This window comes from Sulfurimonas iocasae (genome assembly GCF_047716755.1).
Lineage (GTDB): Bacteria > Campylobacterota > Campylobacteria > Campylobacterales > Sulfurimonadaceae > Sulfurimonas.
In genome coordinates, this window is record NZ_CP180409.1 from 2,009,409 (window position 1) to 2,029,275 (window position 19,867).

Consider the following 19,867-nt stretch of genomic DNA (forward strand, 5'->3'; position numbering starts at 1 on the left):
AGGTGTACTCACTTTAGTGTTAATATTGCAGATAAATTAACTCAAGCTATGATTAATACCTCTTCAAATCCTATTTTAGGAGCCAATTTCGATAGGATGTTTTTTTTGTGATTAAATAAAATGTAATGCTTAATCCAATGCACATAAGTTTTTTCAGTTGAGAAACTATAATGTTTAAAACGAATTTTATCTCGAACCAAATCTAATAGCTTTTTTTACACTCATATTTTAATATACAGCATTAAACATACACACTAGTTTTAAGAATTTTATTCAATTTTTTTTAATATAAACATGATAATTTAACATATAATATGTTTGAATAAATAGTTAGTCTTAAGCTATTTAAAATTTATACGAAGAACAACAAATGAAAAATCAAGGTATGTTGGATGTTAATCAAAATCCAACAAGAGCAGGCGGTCTTACAAAAAGTGATATTAAGTATCTTAAAAATCTTGGCTGGAAAGAAGGAATTGTTAAAAAAAAGCTAAGCTGTGAGTGAATCTACACTTTTAAGCTGTAACTTTATGCCCAAGCAACTCTTAATGCTTCGTAAATATATGCCAGCTTGAAGAGGATATGTAGCATATGAGTGTCTAAAAATATGTGAAGTTACACGATTGTTTAGATTTGCTTTTTTTGCAGCTTGGCGTATATTTCTTCCTAATGTTTGTTCATGGATATGATGTCTTCTAATAATTTTACTTCTTGGATCACGAGATACTTCACTCATTTTACACCTCAGTATTAAACATACAAATTTAATGTTTGTTTATCTTACATGTACGGTATTAATAGTGCTATAATGTTCGTTGAATAAATAGTTGGCTGACAAAAGAACTTGGAGTATAAATGAAGATACCACCTAAAAGAATACATGGTCGATTATTAATGATTACAGGAATAGTCCATGTCTTACTTGTAGTAATACCTGGAGTTTTTGGTGAACAATTTTATCAATTTTCAAAAGACTTGTTTTTTAATATAAATAATGGTCTTTTAGATTTTCCTATTTTTGGAGGAAATATCAAAAACCAAGATTTTGCAGCCTTTTGGTTCTTTTATGCAGGACCATTAATGTTTATGTATGGACATTTATTAGATAGTTATGAAAAAAAATATGGTCATATCGAAAAAAGTGTTTCAATAATTTTTATAGTAATATCCTTAATTGGTTCATATATGATACCACTATCAGGAATGACATTTTTATTACTTCCACAAGGTATTTATATGTACTTAAGAAATAGCAAACTAACCAAGACAGCTAACAAGAACGAGGAACGCGATAATTAACCCCAGCAGAAAAATTATCGCTCACGATAAACGTTATATCCAAATACTCTTGACATTTTAAAAGTAAAGAAGAAATTGGATTTGAATCTTTAAAATATATTCATGAATATTTATAAAATAGCCTATCAAGATGATTTATCAAACAAAGAAAAAATAAAATTATTTGTTCAAAAAATAGATGATTACTTTTTACATAGTGAGGGTGGTTGTTTATTGGGAAATTTAACATTAGAAGTATCATCTGAAAATGTTTTATTTAAAAATGAGATACGAGAATATTTTACAAATTGGGAAAAAGCTTTAATACATATTTTAAAAAATAATTATGGTAAAAACCGAGCCATAGAATTAGCAAAAGAATATGTTGCATTAACTCAAGGTGAAATAATGATGATGAATTTATATGGAGAATCAGACAATTATCTTAAAGTCGGCAAAAAGATTATTGCTCTATTGAAATAATTTTTTTTAGCTTAAATAGCAAAACAATCGTTTGGTTGTTTCATTGAAAGGAAAGAATATGCAAGAAGAGATAAGACAACCATTACCACCATTTAATTTTGAGAGTGCTACAAAAAAGGTACAAATGGCAGAAAATGGATGGAACCTAAAAAACCCAGAAAAAATAGCAACTGCTTATAGTTTAGACAGTAAGTGGAGAAATAGAAATTTATTTATAAATGGTAGAGATGAAATCATCTCTTTTTTAGAAAATAAGTATTTAAAAGAGTTAAATTATAAACTATGTAAAGAATTATGGGCATATACAGAAGATAGAATTGCTGTAAGATTTGCTTATGAATGGCATGATGATAACGGACAATGGTATAGAAGTTATGGAAATGAAAATTGGGAATTTAATGAAAAAGGACTAATGAAAGTTAGATTTGCGAGTATTAATGACTTAGCTATAAATAAAAGTGATAGAAAATTACTTTGGGAAGAGGATACAAGACCAGAGGATTATCCATCTTTAAGTAAAATTGGGTTGTAAAATAGCCCAAGATATAACAAGGAAATAAATGAGAGAATCTTTTAAAAGTAAAATGATTGAAGTTTGTAATAAAAAAATTAAAGACAAGGGTTCAAGTGTAGGATTGTCATTTTATGCATTTTTTTCAAACAAAAATGATGATCCAGAATTATTAATGGAAGTTGCAGAGTGGTGGATTTTAACAAATAAATTAGACCATTTTGAAAAAGCTATAAAAATTAAAAAGATGGTTGAGTGAGTTTAAAACATAACAAGTACGAGGAGACCAATAGTTTACCCTAATACTAGAATAGATACGACTTATAATTCAAAAAAAGTATAACCTATCGTTTTTCTTTTAGATAGGAGGCTACTTTATTTTATCCCTGACTGTTGCCAGTATAATAACTTGATGCAGCTACGTATGTTAATACGTCATCAGTTGATACTGCTTGAATAGAAATAGTCAAGGATTGATACATATCTTGTTGTGTAAGTTTGTATTTAACTTGAGTATCTATTATTTCTCCAAAATCTATAATAATAGAGTTATTACAAATAAGTTGAACATCATATGCAGTTGCACTTGGTACCTTGTCCCAGTTAATTGTGAGTTCTGTCCCTGAATAAACTGGATTTTTTGGACTCCAATTAATATTTTTTATATCTTCTACAATAGGGACAATTGGATTGTTAGATACTGCCATTGTAACATAGTGATAATCTTTTTGAACTAATTCAGCATATACACGATACGCATCTGCAAATCTATATATTATTGATCTATCTTTCATTTCATTATAGGCAAGACTTGGATAGTAAATTGGATCACCGCCTTTTTCGGAATCAACTGTCTTACAAATCCCATGTGATAATTCATGTATCATTGTTCCATAGTTTGTTGGAACTGATAAGTCTTCTGATACTCTATCACTGCTTAAAAGAATGCTAGTACCGAGATAGTATCCATGTTCTTGAGAGCTGTATGCAGAAGCACTCCCTCTCGAACCCTTTCCTTTGCAGTCTAATATTTTTATTGTAGTAACATCTATCATCTGATGAATTCTTCTCAATACAAAGAGAACTTTTTTTTTGTTTATTGCTCCAAAAGCTTGTGCAAAAGCATCACTATGAGCATTATTTTCATTTACTTCCGTAGCATCAGTATGCATATGATCCAACACTTCAAGCGTGTGAGATAATATCTCATTAAGAAGTGCTTTTTGATTAGAATTACAAGTAGAAGAGGCTTCGTAAACGGGGGTAATAGTTTTCATTTTATTTCTCCATAATAATCTTAAATTTTAATCTAAAAAGATAAACTCAAAAATACATTTTACCATATAATATAATATTTGATATATTTACATATAAAATTGTGTTTTTTAGATATATTGTCTTAATTACAATTACAAAATTACACCAAATAGCGAAAAAGCTATAATTTAGACAAGAAGATTCACTTAAAAAAAATCCATAGGGAGTAATATTAAATGAAAAAGATGACACGACTAATTATCGTAACAGGGATGATGAGTATGTTGATGCATTCAACACTTTATGCTCAAACATTTCTAGCAGATCCTAAAGGTCCATGCTATGAATCGATCACGAAGCTAGAAAAAGCGTATTATTCAAAAAATGACACTGCACTTAAGAAGCTAATAGATACCGCATTTAAGAATATGCAACAGTTACCAGATGAATATCCTGATGGTAATCCTTGGATTGGCAAAGAATTTTCTGACCTTATTCTTTTTTTAAATAAATGGTCAACTTTTCTTCCTGAAGCTATGGGAAGTCATGATACAGGATTAAAATATATTGAAAAATTTGTTTGGTTCTATTATAAAAATCAATATGGTGTAGATTTTGTTCAAAAATCACCAGGTAGGGAAATAATGCAAGAGTTTGCAAAACAAAGAGGTGGATTTATGAACAGTAAAGAGTCTACTTCAAAGATTACAAGTTGGTTAAATGATGTTAGGATTGAAAAAGAAGATTATGTACTTCCAAATCCAACTGCACCAGATGGTGGGTTTAAATCATTTAATGAATTTTTTGTACGAACTCTTAAAAATCAAGATAAAAGTCGTCCACAAACATTGCCTGAGCTTGATTATATAATCTCATCACCTGCAGATGCTATTATGAACTCAATCCCTCAGAAAATATCTGATAAAAATACACTCATACCAACAAAAGGTCGTCAAGCACTAAATATTGTAGATATGCTCGATGGTTCTAAATATGCAGATAAATTTATTGGAGGTACAGCTTTTTCTTGTGTATTAATGCCAAATACTTATCACCACTATCATGCCCCTGTTGGTGGAAATATAGTAGAATCAAAAATAATACAAGATGCTTACTATGGTTATGATGATTTTCCATCTTGGGTATCTATTAATGGCAATGTAGGGTACCATGGTACAGATTTTAGCCAGTTTGAGAACTTTAAACGTGGCTATTTTATAATAGATACTGGTAAATATGGTCATGTTGCTGTAATACCAATTGGGTTAAATACCATAAGTTCAATCGTATTTAACAAGAAATTTGAAAATGTTACCAAACCACTACCTGCCAAAAGAGGTGAAAGACTTGGAAACTTTGCATATGGAGGTTCAATGGTAATATTAATATTTGAACCAAATCAGTATAAGTCAGATGCTATACGAGTTCGTATGGGAAATCAGATTGGAATATTTGATACAAGTGGAGATAACTGAGGTGGTAAATTCCCTATTGATTCTCTAGAATAATATGGATGAACAGTGCATTATTTGTTTATAATACTGAAGATAATAAGTTAAAGGAATTTAATATGTTTAAACGTTCGAATATCATACGGTGGCATATGCTACTTGCTAGTTTTTTACTCCCTTTGGCACTTATATATTTTATTAGTGGTGCATTGTATACTTTGGATATTAAAGGCAGTATACAAAAAGAGACCTTTTCTCTTGAGTTAGAAAAGCCTTTTAAGCCTGATTTAGAAATACTAACTTTGGCACTTACTCAAGTTCTTAATGAAAAGAAACTTTTTATTCCTGATGCTAATCCGATTTTAAAAAAACAAAAGTCTAATTACAAATTGAAATGGAGTGATTTAAAGTATTCTGTCACTGCTGTAGCTACAAAACATAGTAAAGTAGTCAAAGTAACCCATCGTCAACGAAGTCTTTTAACCCAACTCATGCGTATACATCGGGCTGAAGCAGGTAGTGTATTTAAAGTATTCTCTCTAATATTAGTTATAGGATTAATACTTCTCTTTGCTTCTGGAGTATATATGGCCCTGAGCATTTCACATTATAAAAGGTCTAGTTTGCTGGCAATGTTTTTTGGTCTTCTTACTTTTATTATAATTTTTTGACGACTAAGAGATTGAAGTGAACAGGCTACTTTATCACTAAAACACCTAACAAATTATTGCTCAAGACAAATGTTATGTGCAAACTTACAAGTAGAAATAATTAAAGGATAATTTTATGAAAACGGAAATAAATAATAAGCTGAAAGATTCAAATGTGTATATTATTGGCAGCGGAATCGCTGGACTTGCAAGTGCTGTATATTTAGAAAAAGATGCTGGCATTCCTGGTGAGAATATTCACATTTTAGAAAAAGATTCAATCCCTGGCGGAGCCACAGACGGTGCTGGTGATAAAGAGAGGGGATTTGTTGTACGTGGTGGAAGAATGCACGAAATGCACTACGAATGTTACTGGGAACTGCTTTCTCACATTCCTTCACTGGAAGATCCGAATGTTTCGGTAAGAGATGAATCTTATGATTTTAACGAACGGTTTGTTTCAAACGGACAGGCCCGCCTGTTGAAAGATGGAAAAAAACTGGATGTCTCTTCTTATAGTTTATCGTTTAAACAAAAAACTGATTTTGTTAAATTAACCCTTGTTTCAGAGAATTCTCTTGGTAATAAACGAATAGAAGATTGGTTTGATCAAGCTTTTTTTGACACCAATTTTTGGTATATATGGACTTCCATGTTTGCATTCCAAAAATGGAGCAGTCTTGCCGAAATGAGAAGATATATGAAAAGGTTCATCCATCTTATTGAGGGATTGCCCAGATTGGGCGGTGTAATGCGCACCAAATACAATCAATACGACTCTGTAGTACGACCCATGAAAAAATACCTTGAAGAAAAGGGTGTGAGATTTAAAATGAACAAAGAGGTTGTTGATATTGATTTCAATCTATCTGCTGATAAAAAGAGTGCTACAGTGCTCCACTTTAAAGACAAAACTGAAATAGTACTTGGCAAAAATGATTTTGTGTTTATCACAAATGGCTCTATAACAGACAGCTCTGATAATGGAACATGGGATACCCCTGCAAAATTGAAGGGCTTGGAAGAATCTGCCTCCTGGAAGCTGTGGAAAAGCATAGCAAAAAAAGACAAGGCTTTTGGTAATCCAAATCCATTCTGTGACAATATTGATTTACAAAAATGGTACTCATTTACAGCAACTATGAATGATAGTACATTTCTAGATTATATGGAAAACTTCTCGGGCAATGTAGATGGAACAGGCGGACTTGTTACCTTGACTGACTCGAACTGGCTCATGTCATTTGTTATAGCACGACAGCCTCATTTTCCAAATCAACCTGATGATGTTAAGATTTTTTGGGGCTATGGACTCTATCCTGATAGAAAAGGGAATTACATAGGTAAAACAATGGCAGAGTGCAGCGGTGCTGAAATGCTAGAAGAGCTTTATTTTCATTTGAAAATTCAAGACATAATGGAACCGATTACAAAAGCCGGGAAGGTAAATTGTATCCCTGTTGCTATGCCGTTTATTGATAGTCTTTTTATGCCGAGAGAAATTGATGATAGGCCAAATGTTATACCAAAAGGAGCGACGAACTTTGCCTTTTTAGGTCAATTTGCTGAAGCGCCAAAAGATTGTGTATTTACAGTTGAATATTCTGTTCGGACAGCTCAAATGGCAGTTTATGGTCTATTTGATACCGATAAGAAGGTACATCCAATGTACGATTCGGCACACAATCCAAAATATTTACTTCGAGCACTCAAAGCTATTAATAGATAATATAACAAAGCGCTACAACGGACAGTAATTCCGATGCGCTCCATTCTGTCGGTGAACTTGGCGTTATCCATAGAAATAAAACAGCAATCTCGGAGTAGTTTTTAATTTTTATATTCTCTATAATTTTCCTACAAAGTTTTTAAAAAGAGGCAAGATGAAAATGACAACCAAAGATGAGTATCTTCAAAGTATTTACAAAATCATCTATTATATAGAACAAAATTATAATTATGATTTAAGCCTTGAAGAGCTATCTAAAGTTGCAGGTTTTTCAAAATATCATTTTCATAGGATTTTTAAATCTATTGTCGGTGAGAATTTAAGTCAATACATAAGAAGAGTAAGACTTTCAAGTACGACAATGAAGTTCAAAACAAATCTAAATATCACTCAAATTGCACAAACAAGTGGATATGAAACAAATGCTTCTTTTTCAAAAGCTTTTAAAAAACATTTTGGGATAACTCCAAAAGAGTTTTCAAAAAATGCAAAAAAGAAAAAAGGAAACAAAATGTTAGAGCCAAAAATTATACATATAGAACCTATTGAAGTTCTATATGTAAGAAAAACAGGATACTATTTAAGTTCTGCCGATGAAGCGTGGAAGACAATGGTTGCATTTGTTACAGAGTACGGGCTGTTTGAAAAAGTAGTCGCAAGGTATGGAATTTCACATGATAATCCAAATGTGATAGAGGAAAATAATTTGCGTTATGATGCTTGTTTAGAGTTAAATGATAGTATAAATCCCAAAGGCGAGGTTTCTAAAAAACAAATAGCCGGTGGTAAATATGCACTATTTGTACACAAAGGTTCTTACGAACTTTTAGAAGAAACTTTTAGAAGCATCGGCGACTGGATTGTGGAAACAGGTACAAGTTTAAGGGATGAGCCATCGGTGCAAAAATATCTTGATCTTGATCCAACAGGAATAAAAGAAGAAGATTTACGAACAGAACTTTATATACCAATCAGCTGATATATAACAAATCAAATCTTAACTCTTTTGTAGTTTACAAAATACTACTAAAGAAAAAATAAACACATTTTGCTATAATGCACTAAATAATTTATAAAGATAGGATAATTAGTGATTACATTAAAACAAGCCCTAAAGTTAAGTAAAGACGAACTAAACAAATTTAAAGAAGAACTAAAAGCTAAGATAGAAGCAAGACCTGAACTAAACGCTTATATAGATGTAAACAATGTTGGAGATGGTGTACCTATCGCTATTAAAGACAATATTCAGGTAAATGGTTGGGCTGTTACTTCTGGCTCAAACATCCTTCAAGGCTACATCGCTCCATACAATGCAACTGTTATACAGAAGATGAAAAAAGCAGGCTTAAGTCCATTTGGTAGAACAAACATGGATGAGTTTGCTATGGGTTCAACTACTGAATCTAGCTTTTATGGGAAAACTTTAAATCCTCACAATTCAGACTATGTTCCAGGTGGTAGCTCTGGTGGTTCTGCTGCTGCAGTTGCTGGGGGACTTGCTATTGCAGCACTTGGTAGTGATACCGGTGGATCTATCCGTCAACCAGCTGCATATTGCGGCATAGTTGGAATGAAGCCGACTTATGGAAGAGTTAGCCGTTACGGTTTAGGTGCTTACGCATCTTCACTTGACCAAATAGGACCGATGACTCAAAATGTCGAAGATGCTGCAATTTTGTATGACATTATCAGCGGTCACGATGCTAAAGACTCAACTTCTGCAGATATGAATGACAAAGTTTCAGACAAACTAGATGCAAACAGAAAAATGACTATTGCTGTTCTTGCTAAGCATGTTGAAAATGCAAGTGAGGATGTGAAAAAAGCTTATGAAATAGCTATAGATGCACTAAAAGCTGCCGGTCATACAATAGTAGAACGTGAACTGATGGATGCCAAGTTTGATATCTCTGCTTACTACATCACTGCAACTGCTGAAGCTGCTACAAACCTTGCACGTTATGACGGTATCCGTTATGGTAATCGTGTAACTGGTTCAAACCTTGAAGATACTTTTATCAAGACTCGTAGTAACGGTTTTGGAGATGAAGTTAAGCGTCGTATTTTACTTGGAAACTTTGTACTTTCAAGTGGATACTATGAAGCTTACTACGTCAAAGCTCAAAAAACAAGACACATGATAAAAGATCAATATAACAAAATTTTTGAAGATGTAGATTTAATACTTTCACCAATTGCACCAGGTACAGCACCAAAATTTGGTGAGCTTGAAAATCCGATGGATATGTACTTGAGTGATTTGTACTCTATTAGCGTAAATCTAGCAGGACTACCTGCCCTAGCACTTCCTATATCAAAGTCAGATAAAGGTATGCCTGTAGGACTTCAACTTATCGCTAAAGCTTATGAGGAGCAGACACTTTTTGACGGAGCATTAAGCTTAGAAAAGCAGATAAACTACACCATGTAAAAATTCTAAAGGAATTGCAATGCAACAATATAACACTTTAAAAGCAGACTATAAATTCACAGAAGAAGAAGCTAAAATACTCAAACATCTGCAACCTAGGATGGAAAAACTTGCAGATCAGTTTATAGATGAGTTTTATGATTACATCTGGGGTTTTGGAAAAACTGCTCAATTTTTAAAGAACAAAGATATTATTGCACACCATCGTAAAAAAATAAAAGAGTGGTTTATTAACCTGTTTTGTGGCAAATATGATATGCCATACTTTATGTATCTATATAAAATAGGTGAGATACATGTAAAGATTGGACTACCTACACACTATGTAAACTCCGCCTTCACTTTTGTCCGAACTTTTATTCTAACCAGTATAGAGATAAATTTTGACAATAAAGAGCAGCATCTTAAAGAAATTAATGCTGTAGAAAAAATAATAGATATGAATCTTGATGTTCTCACAAGTTCTTACAGAGAAGAAGAGTTGAGTAAATTTTTATCATTATCTACATTTGAAAAAACAATTTTATCTGGTCTAAAAAAATTCAATTCATATGTCAATTTCTTTCTTGCCGGTGCCTTAGCTCTTGTTGCTTTCTTTGCAATTGGCTTATTTGTTTATGATATTTATCTACTGTTTTTCTCCGATATCGGTATAGAAAAAGGTATATTGACTGTTTTGGGAAGTTTACTGGTTTTATGGGCGGCCATTGAGTTGATTCATGAAGAGATAAACCATCTTCAAGGCAAAGGCTTTGCCATTGGTGCCTTTATTATGCTAGCTATGGCAGCACTTATTAGAAAAGTATTGATTTATTCACTCTCTTCTGAAAAAGTGAATGACCTTTTGATTATTGGTATTGTTATAGTTAGTTTAGCAATCGCATATTGGCTTGTTGGTGCAAAGAGAAACTTAACTTTATAATAATTTAAATCTTAAAAAATTCCATTGGAACTAGCAAAATATTGATTTGCATCGTATAATTTAGCATTATTCCTAGCTATAATAGCAAAATATTTTTCAAGGAATTATTTAACAATGATTAAAAGATATTTTAGCAAAATGAAAGGGCAGGAAAGATCTTTACCTAGAAAACCATTTAGTAAAATTATATGGTCGGGAATTGGTTCATTTATAGGAATCTATCTTGTTTCTATTATTCCTCAATTGATGCATATAAATATACTAAACAGTATGTTGCTTGTTGGTTCTTTTGGAGCGTCTGCTGTACTTCTTTATGGTGCTCCGCAAGCTGACTTTTCACAGCCTAGAAACCTGATTGGCGGTCATGTAATATCTGCCATTATTGGTATAACAGTCTATAAATACATCAACCTTGACATCTCAATGTTAGGGGCGCTTGCTGTATCACTCTCAATTATAGCCATGCAATACACATGCACAATGCATCCACCAGGTGGAGCAACTGCACTTATCGCAGTAATTGGAAGTGACACAATTCATGGATTGGATTATATGTATGTTATATCTCCAATTGCAATCGGTGCGTTTATATTGTTAATTATAGCTTTAGCAGTAAACAACCTTTCAAGTAATCCAAAAAGACACTATCCACGAAGTTGGTTTTAATCCAAACTTATCTTCTAGTCTAAAAAAACTACAAACCCACCTTTTAGTTTATGAAGATATTATTAAACAAGTTAAATATCTTCTACATATAAGGTTATATAATGAATAAACAAATATCAAACTCTATTATTTCTTCTCTCGTCGCAGATGCTTACTCTCTTGGTGCTCATTGGGTTTATGAAGAACAACAGCTTAGAAATCTACCAATAGACTGGGAAACACTTAACGATGCTCAATCCATTTGGCATAAAGGAAAAGTGAAAGGTGACTTTACTCATTATGGAGACCAGACACTTTACCTTTTAGAATACCTGTCTCAAAACAAAGAGTTTGATAAAAAAGATTATTACTCTTTTTGGAGCCAAAAGATGTCTAATTATAATGGTTATGTAGATGGTGCTACACGCGGTGCTTTAGAGAATATTGGTTCAGAATCAAATGACCTTAGCATCTGTGGACATATTGCTCCTCTGCTTATAGATGCAGATACAAAAGAAATATTTCTATCTCGCTGTAAAGCATTTGCTGAAATAACACACAACTCTAAACTAGCCATAAGTTCTACTCTATTTTTTGCAGAACTATTGTGGGATTCAAAAGAGAATCAAGATATTAAAAAGAACATAGAGTTATTAAAAAGTAACTATCCAGACTTGTCTACTTGGATAGATGCAGGAGTAAAGAGTAAAGATGCCGATACCTTTACAACTATTAGAGAGTTTGGTCCTGCTTGTGGGATAGATGGTGGTTTTGCAGGAGTTATTCATCTATTATCATTAGAAGATGATTTTAAAACAGTGATGCAAAAAAATGTAAAAGCTGGTGGAGATTCTTCAGCGAGGGGGATGGTTGTTGCTATGATTTTAGGGACGCAAGATGACTTTAAACTTCCAGAGGAATGGATGAAGAGTATCAACAAAATGGAAGATATAAAGAAATACATATCATTGCTATAATAATTTACCTCTTTTTAACCACAAAAGAAGTATAATCCGAAAATTATAAAAAATAAACATATAACATTCTTAGCACCAAAGGATAACCATGAGAATTCGTAAAAGAGCCTTAACATTTGAAGATGTACTGTTAGTACCACAATATTCTGAAGTATTACCAAAAGAGGTTTCACTAGAAAGTAAACTTACTCGTAACATTTCACTTAAAATTCCTATGGTCTCAGCAGCAATGGATACAGTTACTGAATACAGAGCAGCTATTGCAATGGCTAGACTTGGTGGTATCGGAATCATTCATAAAAACATGGATGTCAAAACTCAAGCTAAGCAGATTACTAAAGTTAAAAAGAGTGAGAGTGGGATTATTATAGATCCTATTTTCGTCCATCCAGACGCTACTCTTGCGGACGCCCAAAAGCTGATGAAAGAGTACAAAATCTCAGGTGTTCCTGTTATAGATACTCATAATAAACTTCTTGGTATTTTAACAAATCGTGATATGAGATTTGAAAAAGATATGAAAAAATTAGCAAGTGAAGCCATGACTAAAATGCCTCTTATTACTGCACTAAAAGGTATCTCTCTTGATGAAGCTGGTGATATTATGCATAAAAACAAGATAGAAAAACTTCCAATTATTGATGAAGAAGGTTTCTTAAAAGGTCTTGTGACTATCAAAGATATCACAAAACGCATTGAATACCCTAACTCAAACAAAGATGCATTTGGAAGACTTATAGTTGGTGGAGCTATCGGTGTTGGTCAATTTGAGCGTGCAAGAGCATTGGTAGATGCTGGATGTGATGTTTTAGTTCTTGACTCTGCACATGGTCACTCAAAAGGTATTTTAGATACCGTTAGAAAAATCAAAAAGACTATGGAAGTTGATGTTATCGCTGGAAATATAGCTACAGCAGAAGCTGTTGAAGCGCTTATTGAAGCTGGAGCAGACGGTGTTAAAGTTGGAATAGGACCTGGATCTATCTGTACGACTAGAATCGTTGCCGGTGTTGGTGTTCCTCAAATCTCTGCAATTGCTGAGTGTGCCCAAGCTGCAAGACCACATGGTGTTCCTGTTATTGCTGATGGTGGAATCAAATACTCTGGAGACATTGCCAAAGCTTTAGCTGTTGGTGCTTCGTGTATTATGGCTGGTTCACTTTTAGCCGGTACTGAAGAGTCTCCAGGTGACACTATAATGTTTCAAGGTCGTCAGTATAAGTCATACCGTGGAATGGGTAGTATCGGTGCTATGCAAAAAGGTTCAACTGATAGATATTTCCAAGAAGGAACTGCAACAGACAAACTAGTTCCTGAGGGAATTGAAGGTCGTGTTCCTTTTAGAGGCTCAATTGCTGGAATTGTTCACCAAATGATGGGTGGTCTTCGTTCTTCTATGGGTTACTGTGGAAGTAAAAATATCGAAGTTTTCTGGGACAAAGCTGAATTTGTTGAGATTACAAGTGCAGGACTTAAAGAGTCTCATGTTCACGATGTTATCATCACTCAAGAAGCGCCGAACTACCAAGTTTAGTTCTAAAAGGAACAGAGATGAATGAAGTAAAATACGCTGGTTTTTGGATTCGCTTTGTTGCTTCATTCTTAGATACTCTCTTTCTTGCTGTGCCAATAGCTATAGTCATTTACTTTTTAAGTGATGGTAACTGGTTTGACTTCTCACAATATCAACAAAATATCGCTTATGCAATGAGTGGAAATGCTGATAAAGCTTTAGCAAATCAGCCACAAACTTCATTAAAGTGGGAACTTCTTTTTGAAGTTTCCGTTTTAATTATCACTATGCTCTTTTGGAGACGATGGAGAGGTGCTACTCCTGGTAAAAAGTTTGTGCATATCAAAATAGTAGATGCAAAGACTCTTCAAGACATAGACAATAAACAAGCCATAACTCGCTCTATTGGCTACATAGTTTCTACCCTAGCTCTTCTTATAGGTTTTTTAATGGTAGCATTCAGGAAAGACAAAAGAGGACTTCACGACCTTTTAGCCGGGACTGTAGTTATTTATAATAATAAATAATTAACCTAATTAAAGATCTGTAATATCAAAAAACGTATCATCATCTTCTTCAAGCTCAAAGATTTTAATTTTTGTATCTTCATGCATTATATGGTCAACAAGCACACGCTTCGCCACTACTCTCATTTTAGATTTAAGAATACTTAATTTTGCAGGTGTTTGAACAATTTGTGCAAGACTATCAATAATATCTTTATGTAGTAATTTATGCTCTTCTAATTCTGTGTATTTTATAGATAACATATACTCTTCTTCTTCTTGAAAATGAATTAGCATATAGTCTTTGAACTCATATAAAATAACTCTAAGTTCTTCTTTCGTGCTTTTTGAATCTTCTAAATCATAGAGTTTATTAACTAACTCAAACAGTCTTTTATGCTGGTAATCAATCGTTTCAATCCCAATTTTATATCTATCATCCCATGGTATCTTTTGACTAGATGACATTAATCAAGCTCCAAAACTATTAAATTTATTTTTTATTTATTTTATCATAAGCACTTTGTATATCTGCTTTTAATTATTTATTTTCTCTTTATATATTTAACAGGTATTGTTAAAAGATGATTTAATCAACAAACAAATATAAAATATTTTTATATTAAGCAATTTTTGATAAAATTACTCCAATATTTTAAACTACTTCATTGGAGATATAATGGATTTACAGACAAAAGCACTACATGCGGGTTATGAAAAAGATACACAAGGAACCATGGCTGTTCCTATTTACATGACAACAGCTTATGAATTTCGTGATGTTGAACATGCTGCAAATCTGTTTGCTTTAAAAGAGTTGGGGAATATCTACACTCGTCTTAACAATCCTACTACTGATGTGTTCGAGAAAAGATTTGCTGAACTTGAGGGTGGAGAGGCTGCTCTTGCAACTTCAAGTGGAATGAGTGCTATCTTTTTTGCAATCGCTAATGCTGCCCAAGCCGGTGACAACATAATATGTGCTAAACAGCTTTACGGCGGAAGTCTGACTCAAACTGCTCACACACTAAAAAGATTTGGAATTGAAGCTAGATTTTTTGATGTTCACCAACCGCAACAGATAGAAGCACTTGTAGATGCTAAGACTAAAGTTATATTCTTTGAGTCTTTAACAAACCCTAGTATTGATGTGGCTGACATAGAGGCTATTACTACTATTGCAAACAAACATGGCATCTTAAGCGTAGTAGACAACACGGTTGCTACTCCTGTTTTATGCCGCCCATTTGAATTTGGTGCAGACATCTCAGTTCATAGTGCTTCTAAATACACTACTGGTCAAGGTCTTGCAATAGGTGGGATTTTAGTTGAGAGAAAAGGCCTGCTTGATAAGCTAAAAGGGAATCCTCGCTACGCTCACTTTAATGAGCCTGACCACTCTTACCACGGTTTAGTATATGTTGATGTTCCTCTGCCTCCATTTACACTTCGTGCTCGTCTTTCACTTCTTCGTGATTTAGGGGCTGTTTCATCGCCATTTAATTCTTGGTTATTTATACAAGGGATGGAGCATCTATCTCTTCGAATGAGAGAACATTCAGCAAATGCTCTAAAATTAGCAGAGTTTTTAGAGTCGCATCCAAAGGTTAAAAAAGTAAACTATCCAGGACTAAAAAGTAACTCAAACTATGAAATGGCTCAAAAGTATTTTGATGGTGGAGCTTGCTCTGGTCTTCTTAGTTTTGAAGTGGGGAGTTTAGAAGAGGCTACAAAAATTGTAGATGCTACTGAGCTTTACTCTTTAGTTGTAAATATAGGTGATTCAAAATCTATCATCACTCACCCAGCATCTACAACTCACCAACAACTAAGCGAAGAAGAACTCATCTCTTGTGGAGTTCCTTCTGGACTTATTCGAATCTCTTGTGGTTTAGAATCTATAAAAGACCTTATAGCTGATATGAAACAAGCTTTAGAAGCCTAAAGGCTTCTTTAAAAGCAAACTTATGCTTCAATAAAATTAGTATTAAGTCATTTTCGCTAAAATAGCATAATTATTTTATGGAGAGCTACAAGTTGCCCTTAAATTTGCAAACACACACAGAACATTTTACTAATCCGCTTTATCTTGAAAGTGGTCGTATTTTAGAACCTTACGATATCGCATATGAGACATATGGTGAGCTTAATGACGATAAAAGCAATGTAGTTGTGGTTTGTCATGCACTTACAGGTTCACACCACTGTGCAGGTGTTTACGAAGATGAGACAAAAGCTGGTTGGTGGGATGGACTTATTGGTCCAGGCAAAGCTATCGATACAGACAAATATTTTGTAATTTGCTCAAACGTCATAGGGAGTTGTTTTGGTTCAACAGGTCCTATGAGTATGCAACACACTCATCACGACTACTATCGCTACAAATTTCCTGTTGTAACAATTAAAGATATGGTAAAAGCACAACGTATTCTTTTTGATAGACTAAATATACATAGAGTTCATGCTATTATTGGTGGTTCTATGGGGGGAATGCAAGCTCTTCAGTTTGCTATCCACTATCCGAACTTTGCAGATAAAATCATCTCTATGGCGGCAACTCACGCTACTCAACCTTGGGCCATTGCTTTTAATAAAGTTGCTCAAGAATCAATCTTAAAAGACCCTGATTTTAAACAAGGTTATTATGATCCTGCGGTTATAACAGAACAAGGCTTGTCAGGGATGGCTGTTGGTCGTATGGCTGGGCATATCAGCTTTTTATCCCATGAGTCAATGGCAACTAAATTTGGCAGAGAGTACAAAAGAACAGATGGTCTTTACGAACTTTTTGGAAAGTTCCAAGTAGAGTCATACTTAGAATACAACGGTTATAATTTTACTAAATGGTTTGACCCTTTGGCTTATCTATACATAACAAAAGCCATAAATATTTTCGACCTTTCTCGTGACTTTGATTCACTAGCAGAGGCTCTAAAAAAGATAACCGCAAAAATACATCTCATTAGCTTTAGAGATGACATGCTATTTAAAAATATAGAGATGAAAAAAATAGCCGATACTCTTAGCGAAATTGGCAATGAAAACTATAGCTATATAGACATAGACAGTGACTATGGTCATGATGCCTTCTTGGTTGAACTTGATAAATTTGAAGATTATGTAAAGGAAGCACTAGATGAGTAAGACACAAGACTTTGAGAGTAAACTTGAAAATGCAAAAAAAATTTTAGAGACTCTTATGAATCCTGAAATTACACTGCAAAACAGTGTAAAAGCATATGAAAATGGTATGAGTGAACTAACACAAGCTCAAAAAATACTCGAAGATGCAGTAATAAAGATTAAAGAAATAAAGAGTAGCTAGTGAGAGTAGCAGTTCTACAACTTAGCGCACAGGGGATGAGTAGTACAAAACTGTATAACTACATCAGAATTGCACACACCAAAGGTATAAAAGTTTTGCTACTTGGGGAGTACATTCTAAATCCTTTTTTCAAAGAGTTAGAGAGTATGTCCATATCTATGATAAAAGAGCAAGCCGAGCATCAAAGCAAGGTTTTAAGAGAACTCTCTTCAACTTATAGTATGACAATTGTTGCTCCTCTCGTGATTGTTAAAAAGCAAAAAGCATATAAAACAGTAGCAAAATTTGCACCCTCTTCTACCGCCTACTATCAACAACAACTTCTTATAAACTACTCACACTGGAATGAAGAAAAATTCTTTGCAAATGAAGTAAAAGCCATCGAATCACCAATGGTTTTTAAGGTGGATGGATTCAAGTTTGCAGTCATAAGCGGTTTTGAGCTTCATTTTGATGAAATTTTTGCTGGGCTCTCAGCAAAAAATATAGACTGTGTTTTACTTCCAAGTGTTTCTACTTTTGACTCCTATGAGAGGTGGAAAAGTCTTATACTCTCTCGTGCTTTTATACATAACTGCTATATTTTAAGAGCTAATCGAATAGGCAGTTATGCTGATAAAGATTTTGACTGGAAATTTTATGGAGATTCACTTTTAGCTTCACCAAACGGAGAACTTTTAGAGCATCTAGGAAACAAAGAAGAGCTAATGATAGTAGATATGAGTCATACAGATGTTATTAATTCTAGACGTTCTTGGGGATTTAAAGAGATTATAAAAAGGTGCAAATAGCAGATAGAATAAACTTAAAATTTAATAATAATTACTATTGTATGATATAATAATTTTTTTTGATAAAGGCTCAATTATGATGAAATTTTTTCACCGTCAGGTACAACTATGGGGAGAAGATACTCAAAATCTTCTACAGACTAAAAAAATTGCTGTTATCGGCTCTGGTGGGCTTGGTAGTTCTCTAGCTTTTGCTTTAGGTGCAAGTGGTATCGGTGAGATTCATATGGTAGACTTTGATGAAGTTTCACTTCACAATATTCATCGCCAGATTGTTTTTAAAGTTGGTGATGAAGGTAAAAACAAGGCTGTATTAGCTACTAAACTTATTCAAGAGAGATCTCCCTACGTTAAAGCCATAGCTCATGAGTGTAACTTTGAAGAGTTTTGTAAAAAAGATGTTGATGTTGATTTAATCATAGATGCTACAGATAATCTTCCAACACGTGCTGAGATAAACGAGTATGCAAAGAGAAAAAATCTGCCTTGGATTTATGGAAGTGTTGAAGCTTTTCATGGTCAAGTATGTTTTATACAAGATTCATCTTTTACAGATGTATTTAAAATTACACAAATTACACCAGCTGGCATTGCCGCACCGATAGTTATGTTTATAGCATCTCTGCAGGCAAACTTAGCTTTAAGGTATTTAGCTGGATTAAGTGTAAAAAAAGATACTCTTTATTATCTATTTTTCAATGAAGAAGGCGAATTAATTACTCAAAAATTTGGACTTCCAAAACACTAGAGTAAGAAAACTTAGTTTTCTTTGTAAACTATTTTAAAAATAGATAATTGACAATCAATTTTCTTCTTAAGTTTACTAGCCTCATTCTCAGTAATCATATGTTCTTTTAGCGCTTCGTCTATTACAGTTTGTGAAAGATAAGTATGTTTCATAATATTTTATTCCTTTATAATAAGTATAAAAGTATACTATATTTAATATAAATTTAACGTAAAACAACTATAAACTAAAAGTCAACATCGACTAGAGCTTAGAAATATACTCTCCAATAACCTTTATCTGTTCATCATTTAATTTATTTGCCTGTCCTTTCATTACACTCTTCATAGGACCGCCATAACTTCCATCTTTATAACCATTTAATGCAATAGTAGTCTCTCTAACACTCCATCCTTTTATTATTTTTGACTTTCCAAGGGCTGCTTTTTCAGCATTTTGACCATGGCAACTTGCACAAACTTTAAATAATGCTTTAGCATCTAAAACTGTTGTTATAACAGGAGTCTCTTTAATTACAAGCTCTTTAGGAGTTGATTCTTTTGGCTCACTCTTTTGAACTTCTTGTTTAGACTCTTCACTACACCCAATCAGCAAAAATACTAAGGCTACTGAAATTGCAATTTTCATATCATAAATCCTTATAGTTT

General features: G+C 33.3%; 26 protein-coding genes. 20 read left to right on the forward strand and 6 right to left on the reverse strand.

The features are described 5' to 3' along the window. Positions 1-41: 41 nt before the first annotated feature. The gene (locus ACLHDE_RS10205) at positions 42-200 is read right to left on the reverse strand and encodes a phage integrase N-terminal SAM-like domain-containing protein (protein ID WP_415396313.1); all 159 of its coding nucleotides are present in this window, start codon (positions 198-200) and stop codon (positions 42-44) included. Positions 201-370: 170 nt separating this feature from the next. Here ACLHDE_RS10205 and ACLHDE_RS10210 point away from each other — a divergent pair, with 170 nt between their 5' ends. Then, on the forward strand, positions 371-505 hold the full coding sequence (locus ACLHDE_RS10210; RefSeq protein WP_415396314.1) for a hypothetical protein: 135 nt from the start codon (positions 371-373) through the stop codon (positions 503-505). Here ACLHDE_RS10210 and ACLHDE_RS10215 read toward each other — a convergent pair. Beyond that, positions 491-736, reverse strand: a complete 246-nt coding sequence (locus ACLHDE_RS10215; RefSeq protein WP_415396315.1) for a tyrosine-type recombinase/integrase — start codon at positions 734-736, stop codon at positions 491-493. The genes ACLHDE_RS10210 and ACLHDE_RS10215 overlap by 15 nt on opposite strands. A 119-nt stretch (positions 737-855) precedes the next feature. Here ACLHDE_RS10215 and ACLHDE_RS10220 point away from each other — a divergent pair, with 119 nt between their 5' ends. The 4 genes from ACLHDE_RS10220 (at position 856) to ACLHDE_RS10235 (ending at position 2,531) form a co-directional block, all read left to right on the forward strand. Beyond that, positions 856-1,299, forward strand: a complete 444-nt coding sequence (locus ACLHDE_RS10220; protein WP_415396316.1) for a DUF6463 family protein — start codon at positions 856-858, stop codon at positions 1,297-1,299. A 102-nt stretch (positions 1,300-1,401) separates the two neighbouring features. Continuing rightward, positions 1,402-1,761 (forward strand): TetR family transcriptional regulator C-terminal domain-containing protein, encoded by a 360-nt coding sequence (locus ACLHDE_RS10225; RefSeq protein ID WP_415396317.1) that lies wholly within the window; start codon positions 1,402-1,404, stop codon positions 1,759-1,761. Between the two features lie 58 nt (positions 1,762-1,819). Next, positions 1,820-2,293, forward strand: a complete 474-nt coding sequence (locus tag ACLHDE_RS10230; RefSeq protein WP_415396318.1) for a DUF1348 family protein — start codon at positions 1,820-1,822, stop codon at positions 2,291-2,293. Positions 2,294-2,321: 28 nt separating this feature from the next. Then, entirely contained in the window at positions 2,322-2,531 is a 210-nt protein-coding gene (locus ACLHDE_RS10235) for a DUF6500 family protein (RefSeq protein WP_415396319.1), read from the forward strand. A gap of 121 nt (positions 2,532-2,652) precedes the next feature. On the opposite strand, the gene ACLHDE_RS10240 is transcribed toward ACLHDE_RS10235, so the two are convergent. After that, on the reverse strand, positions 2,653-3,549 hold the full coding sequence (locus tag ACLHDE_RS10240; RefSeq protein ID WP_415396320.1) for a hypothetical protein: 897 nt from the start codon (positions 3,547-3,549) through the stop codon (positions 2,653-2,655). Between the two features lie 216 nt (positions 3,550-3,765). On the opposite strand from ACLHDE_RS10240, the gene ACLHDE_RS10245 reads away from it, so the two are divergent. The 10 genes from ACLHDE_RS10245 (at position 3,766) to ACLHDE_RS10290 (ending at position 14,377) form a co-directional block, all read left to right on the forward strand. After that, complete coding sequence (locus tag ACLHDE_RS10245; RefSeq protein WP_415396321.1) at positions 3,766-5,004, forward strand: phosphatidylserine decarboxylase; 1,239 nt, start codon at positions 3,766-3,768, stop codon at positions 5,002-5,004. 95 nt (positions 5,005-5,099) lie between these two features. Next, positions 5,100-5,651 carry a hypothetical protein gene (locus tag ACLHDE_RS10250; protein WP_415396322.1) on the forward strand — a complete coding sequence of 184 codons (552 nt, stop codon included), beginning with the start codon at positions 5,100-5,102 and terminating at the stop codon, positions 5,649-5,651. Between the two features lie 115 nt (positions 5,652-5,766). Next, positions 5,767-7,359, forward strand: coding sequence for an oleate hydratase (locus ACLHDE_RS10255; protein WP_415396323.1), 1,593 nt, complete (start codon positions 5,767-5,769; stop codon positions 7,357-7,359). Between the two features lie 154 nt (positions 7,360-7,513). Beyond that, positions 7,514-8,338, forward strand: a complete 825-nt coding sequence (locus ACLHDE_RS10260; protein ID WP_415396324.1) for an AraC family transcriptional regulator — start codon at positions 7,514-7,516, stop codon at positions 8,336-8,338. A gap of 111 nt (positions 8,339-8,449) precedes the next feature. Next, positions 8,450-9,793 carry an Asp-tRNA(Asn)/Glu-tRNA(Gln) amidotransferase subunit GatA gene (gene gatA / locus ACLHDE_RS10265; RefSeq protein WP_415396325.1) on the forward strand — a complete coding sequence of 448 codons (1,344 nt, stop codon included), beginning with the start codon at positions 8,450-8,452 and terminating at the stop codon, positions 9,791-9,793. A 19-nt stretch (positions 9,794-9,812) separates the two neighbouring features. Then, the gene (locus ACLHDE_RS10270; RefSeq protein ID WP_415396326.1) at positions 9,813-10,715 is read left to right on the forward strand and encodes a protoglobin domain-containing protein; all 903 of its coding nucleotides are present in this window, start codon (positions 9,813-9,815) and stop codon (positions 10,713-10,715) included. A 114-nt stretch (positions 10,716-10,829) separates the two neighbouring features. Next, entirely contained in the window at positions 10,830-11,381 is a 552-nt protein-coding gene (locus ACLHDE_RS10275; RefSeq protein WP_415396327.1) for an HPP family protein, read from the forward strand. Between the two features lie 101 nt (positions 11,382-11,482). After that, complete coding sequence (locus ACLHDE_RS10280; RefSeq protein ID WP_415396328.1) at positions 11,483-12,337, forward strand: ADP-ribosylglycohydrolase family protein; 855 nt, start codon at positions 11,483-11,485, stop codon at positions 12,335-12,337. 88 nt (positions 12,338-12,425) lie between these two features. Beyond that, complete coding sequence (gene guaB, locus ACLHDE_RS10285; protein ID WP_415396329.1) at positions 12,426-13,871, forward strand: IMP dehydrogenase; 1,446 nt, start codon at positions 12,426-12,428, stop codon at positions 13,869-13,871. 17 nt (positions 13,872-13,888) lie between these two features. Continuing rightward, entirely contained in the window at positions 13,889-14,377 is a 489-nt protein-coding gene (locus tag ACLHDE_RS10290) for an RDD family protein (RefSeq protein WP_415396330.1), read from the forward strand. A 9-nt stretch (positions 14,378-14,386) separates the two neighbouring features. Here ACLHDE_RS10290 and ACLHDE_RS10295 read toward each other — a convergent pair whose 3' ends face one another. Continuing rightward, complete coding sequence (locus tag ACLHDE_RS10295) at positions 14,387-14,824, reverse strand: bacteriohemerythrin (RefSeq protein WP_415396331.1); 438 nt, start codon at positions 14,822-14,824, stop codon at positions 14,387-14,389. A 211-nt stretch (positions 14,825-15,035) separates the two neighbouring features. On the opposite strand from ACLHDE_RS10295, the gene ACLHDE_RS10300 reads away from it, so the two are divergent. The 5 genes from ACLHDE_RS10300 (at position 15,036) to ACLHDE_RS10320 (ending at position 19,220) form a co-directional block, all read left to right on the forward strand. Then, entirely contained in the window at positions 15,036-16,301 is a 1,266-nt protein-coding gene (locus ACLHDE_RS10300) for an O-acetylhomoserine aminocarboxypropyltransferase/cysteine synthase family protein (protein ID WP_415396332.1), read from the forward strand. 77 nt (positions 16,302-16,378) lie between these two features. Continuing rightward, on the forward strand, positions 16,379-17,500 hold the full coding sequence (metX, locus tag ACLHDE_RS10305; protein ID WP_415396333.1) for a homoserine O-acetyltransferase MetX: 1,122 nt from the start codon (positions 16,379-16,381) through the stop codon (positions 17,498-17,500). Further along, complete coding sequence (gene xseB, locus ACLHDE_RS10310; RefSeq protein WP_415396334.1) at positions 17,493-17,681, forward strand: exodeoxyribonuclease VII small subunit; 189 nt, start codon at positions 17,493-17,495, stop codon at positions 17,679-17,681. The genes metX and xseB overlap by 8 nt, the downstream gene beginning before the upstream one ends. Then, entirely contained in the window at positions 17,681-18,472 is a 792-nt protein-coding gene (locus tag ACLHDE_RS10315; RefSeq protein ID WP_415396335.1) for a carbon-nitrogen hydrolase family protein, read from the forward strand. Before xseB ends, ACLHDE_RS10315 begins: the two co-directional genes overlap by 1 nt. Positions 18,473-18,548: 76 nt before the next feature. Further along, on the forward strand, positions 18,549-19,220 hold the full coding sequence (locus ACLHDE_RS10320) for a HesA/MoeB/ThiF family protein (RefSeq protein WP_415396336.1): 672 nt from the start codon (positions 18,549-18,551) through the stop codon (positions 19,218-19,220). Positions 19,221-19,231: 11 nt separating this feature from the next. On the opposite strand, the gene ACLHDE_RS10325 is transcribed toward ACLHDE_RS10320, so the two are convergent. Both ACLHDE_RS10325 and ACLHDE_RS10330 read right to left on the reverse strand, forming a co-directional pair. Next, positions 19,232-19,372: a hypothetical protein gene (locus tag ACLHDE_RS10325; RefSeq protein WP_415396337.1), complete on the reverse strand. Its 141-nt coding sequence runs from the start codon at positions 19,370-19,372 to the stop codon at positions 19,232-19,234. A 91-nt stretch (positions 19,373-19,463) separates the two neighbouring features. Continuing rightward, positions 19,464-19,847: a c-type cytochrome gene (locus ACLHDE_RS10330; protein WP_415396338.1), complete on the reverse strand. Its 384-nt coding sequence runs from the start codon at positions 19,845-19,847 to the stop codon at positions 19,464-19,466. Between the last annotated feature and the right edge of the window lie 20 nt (positions 19,848-19,867).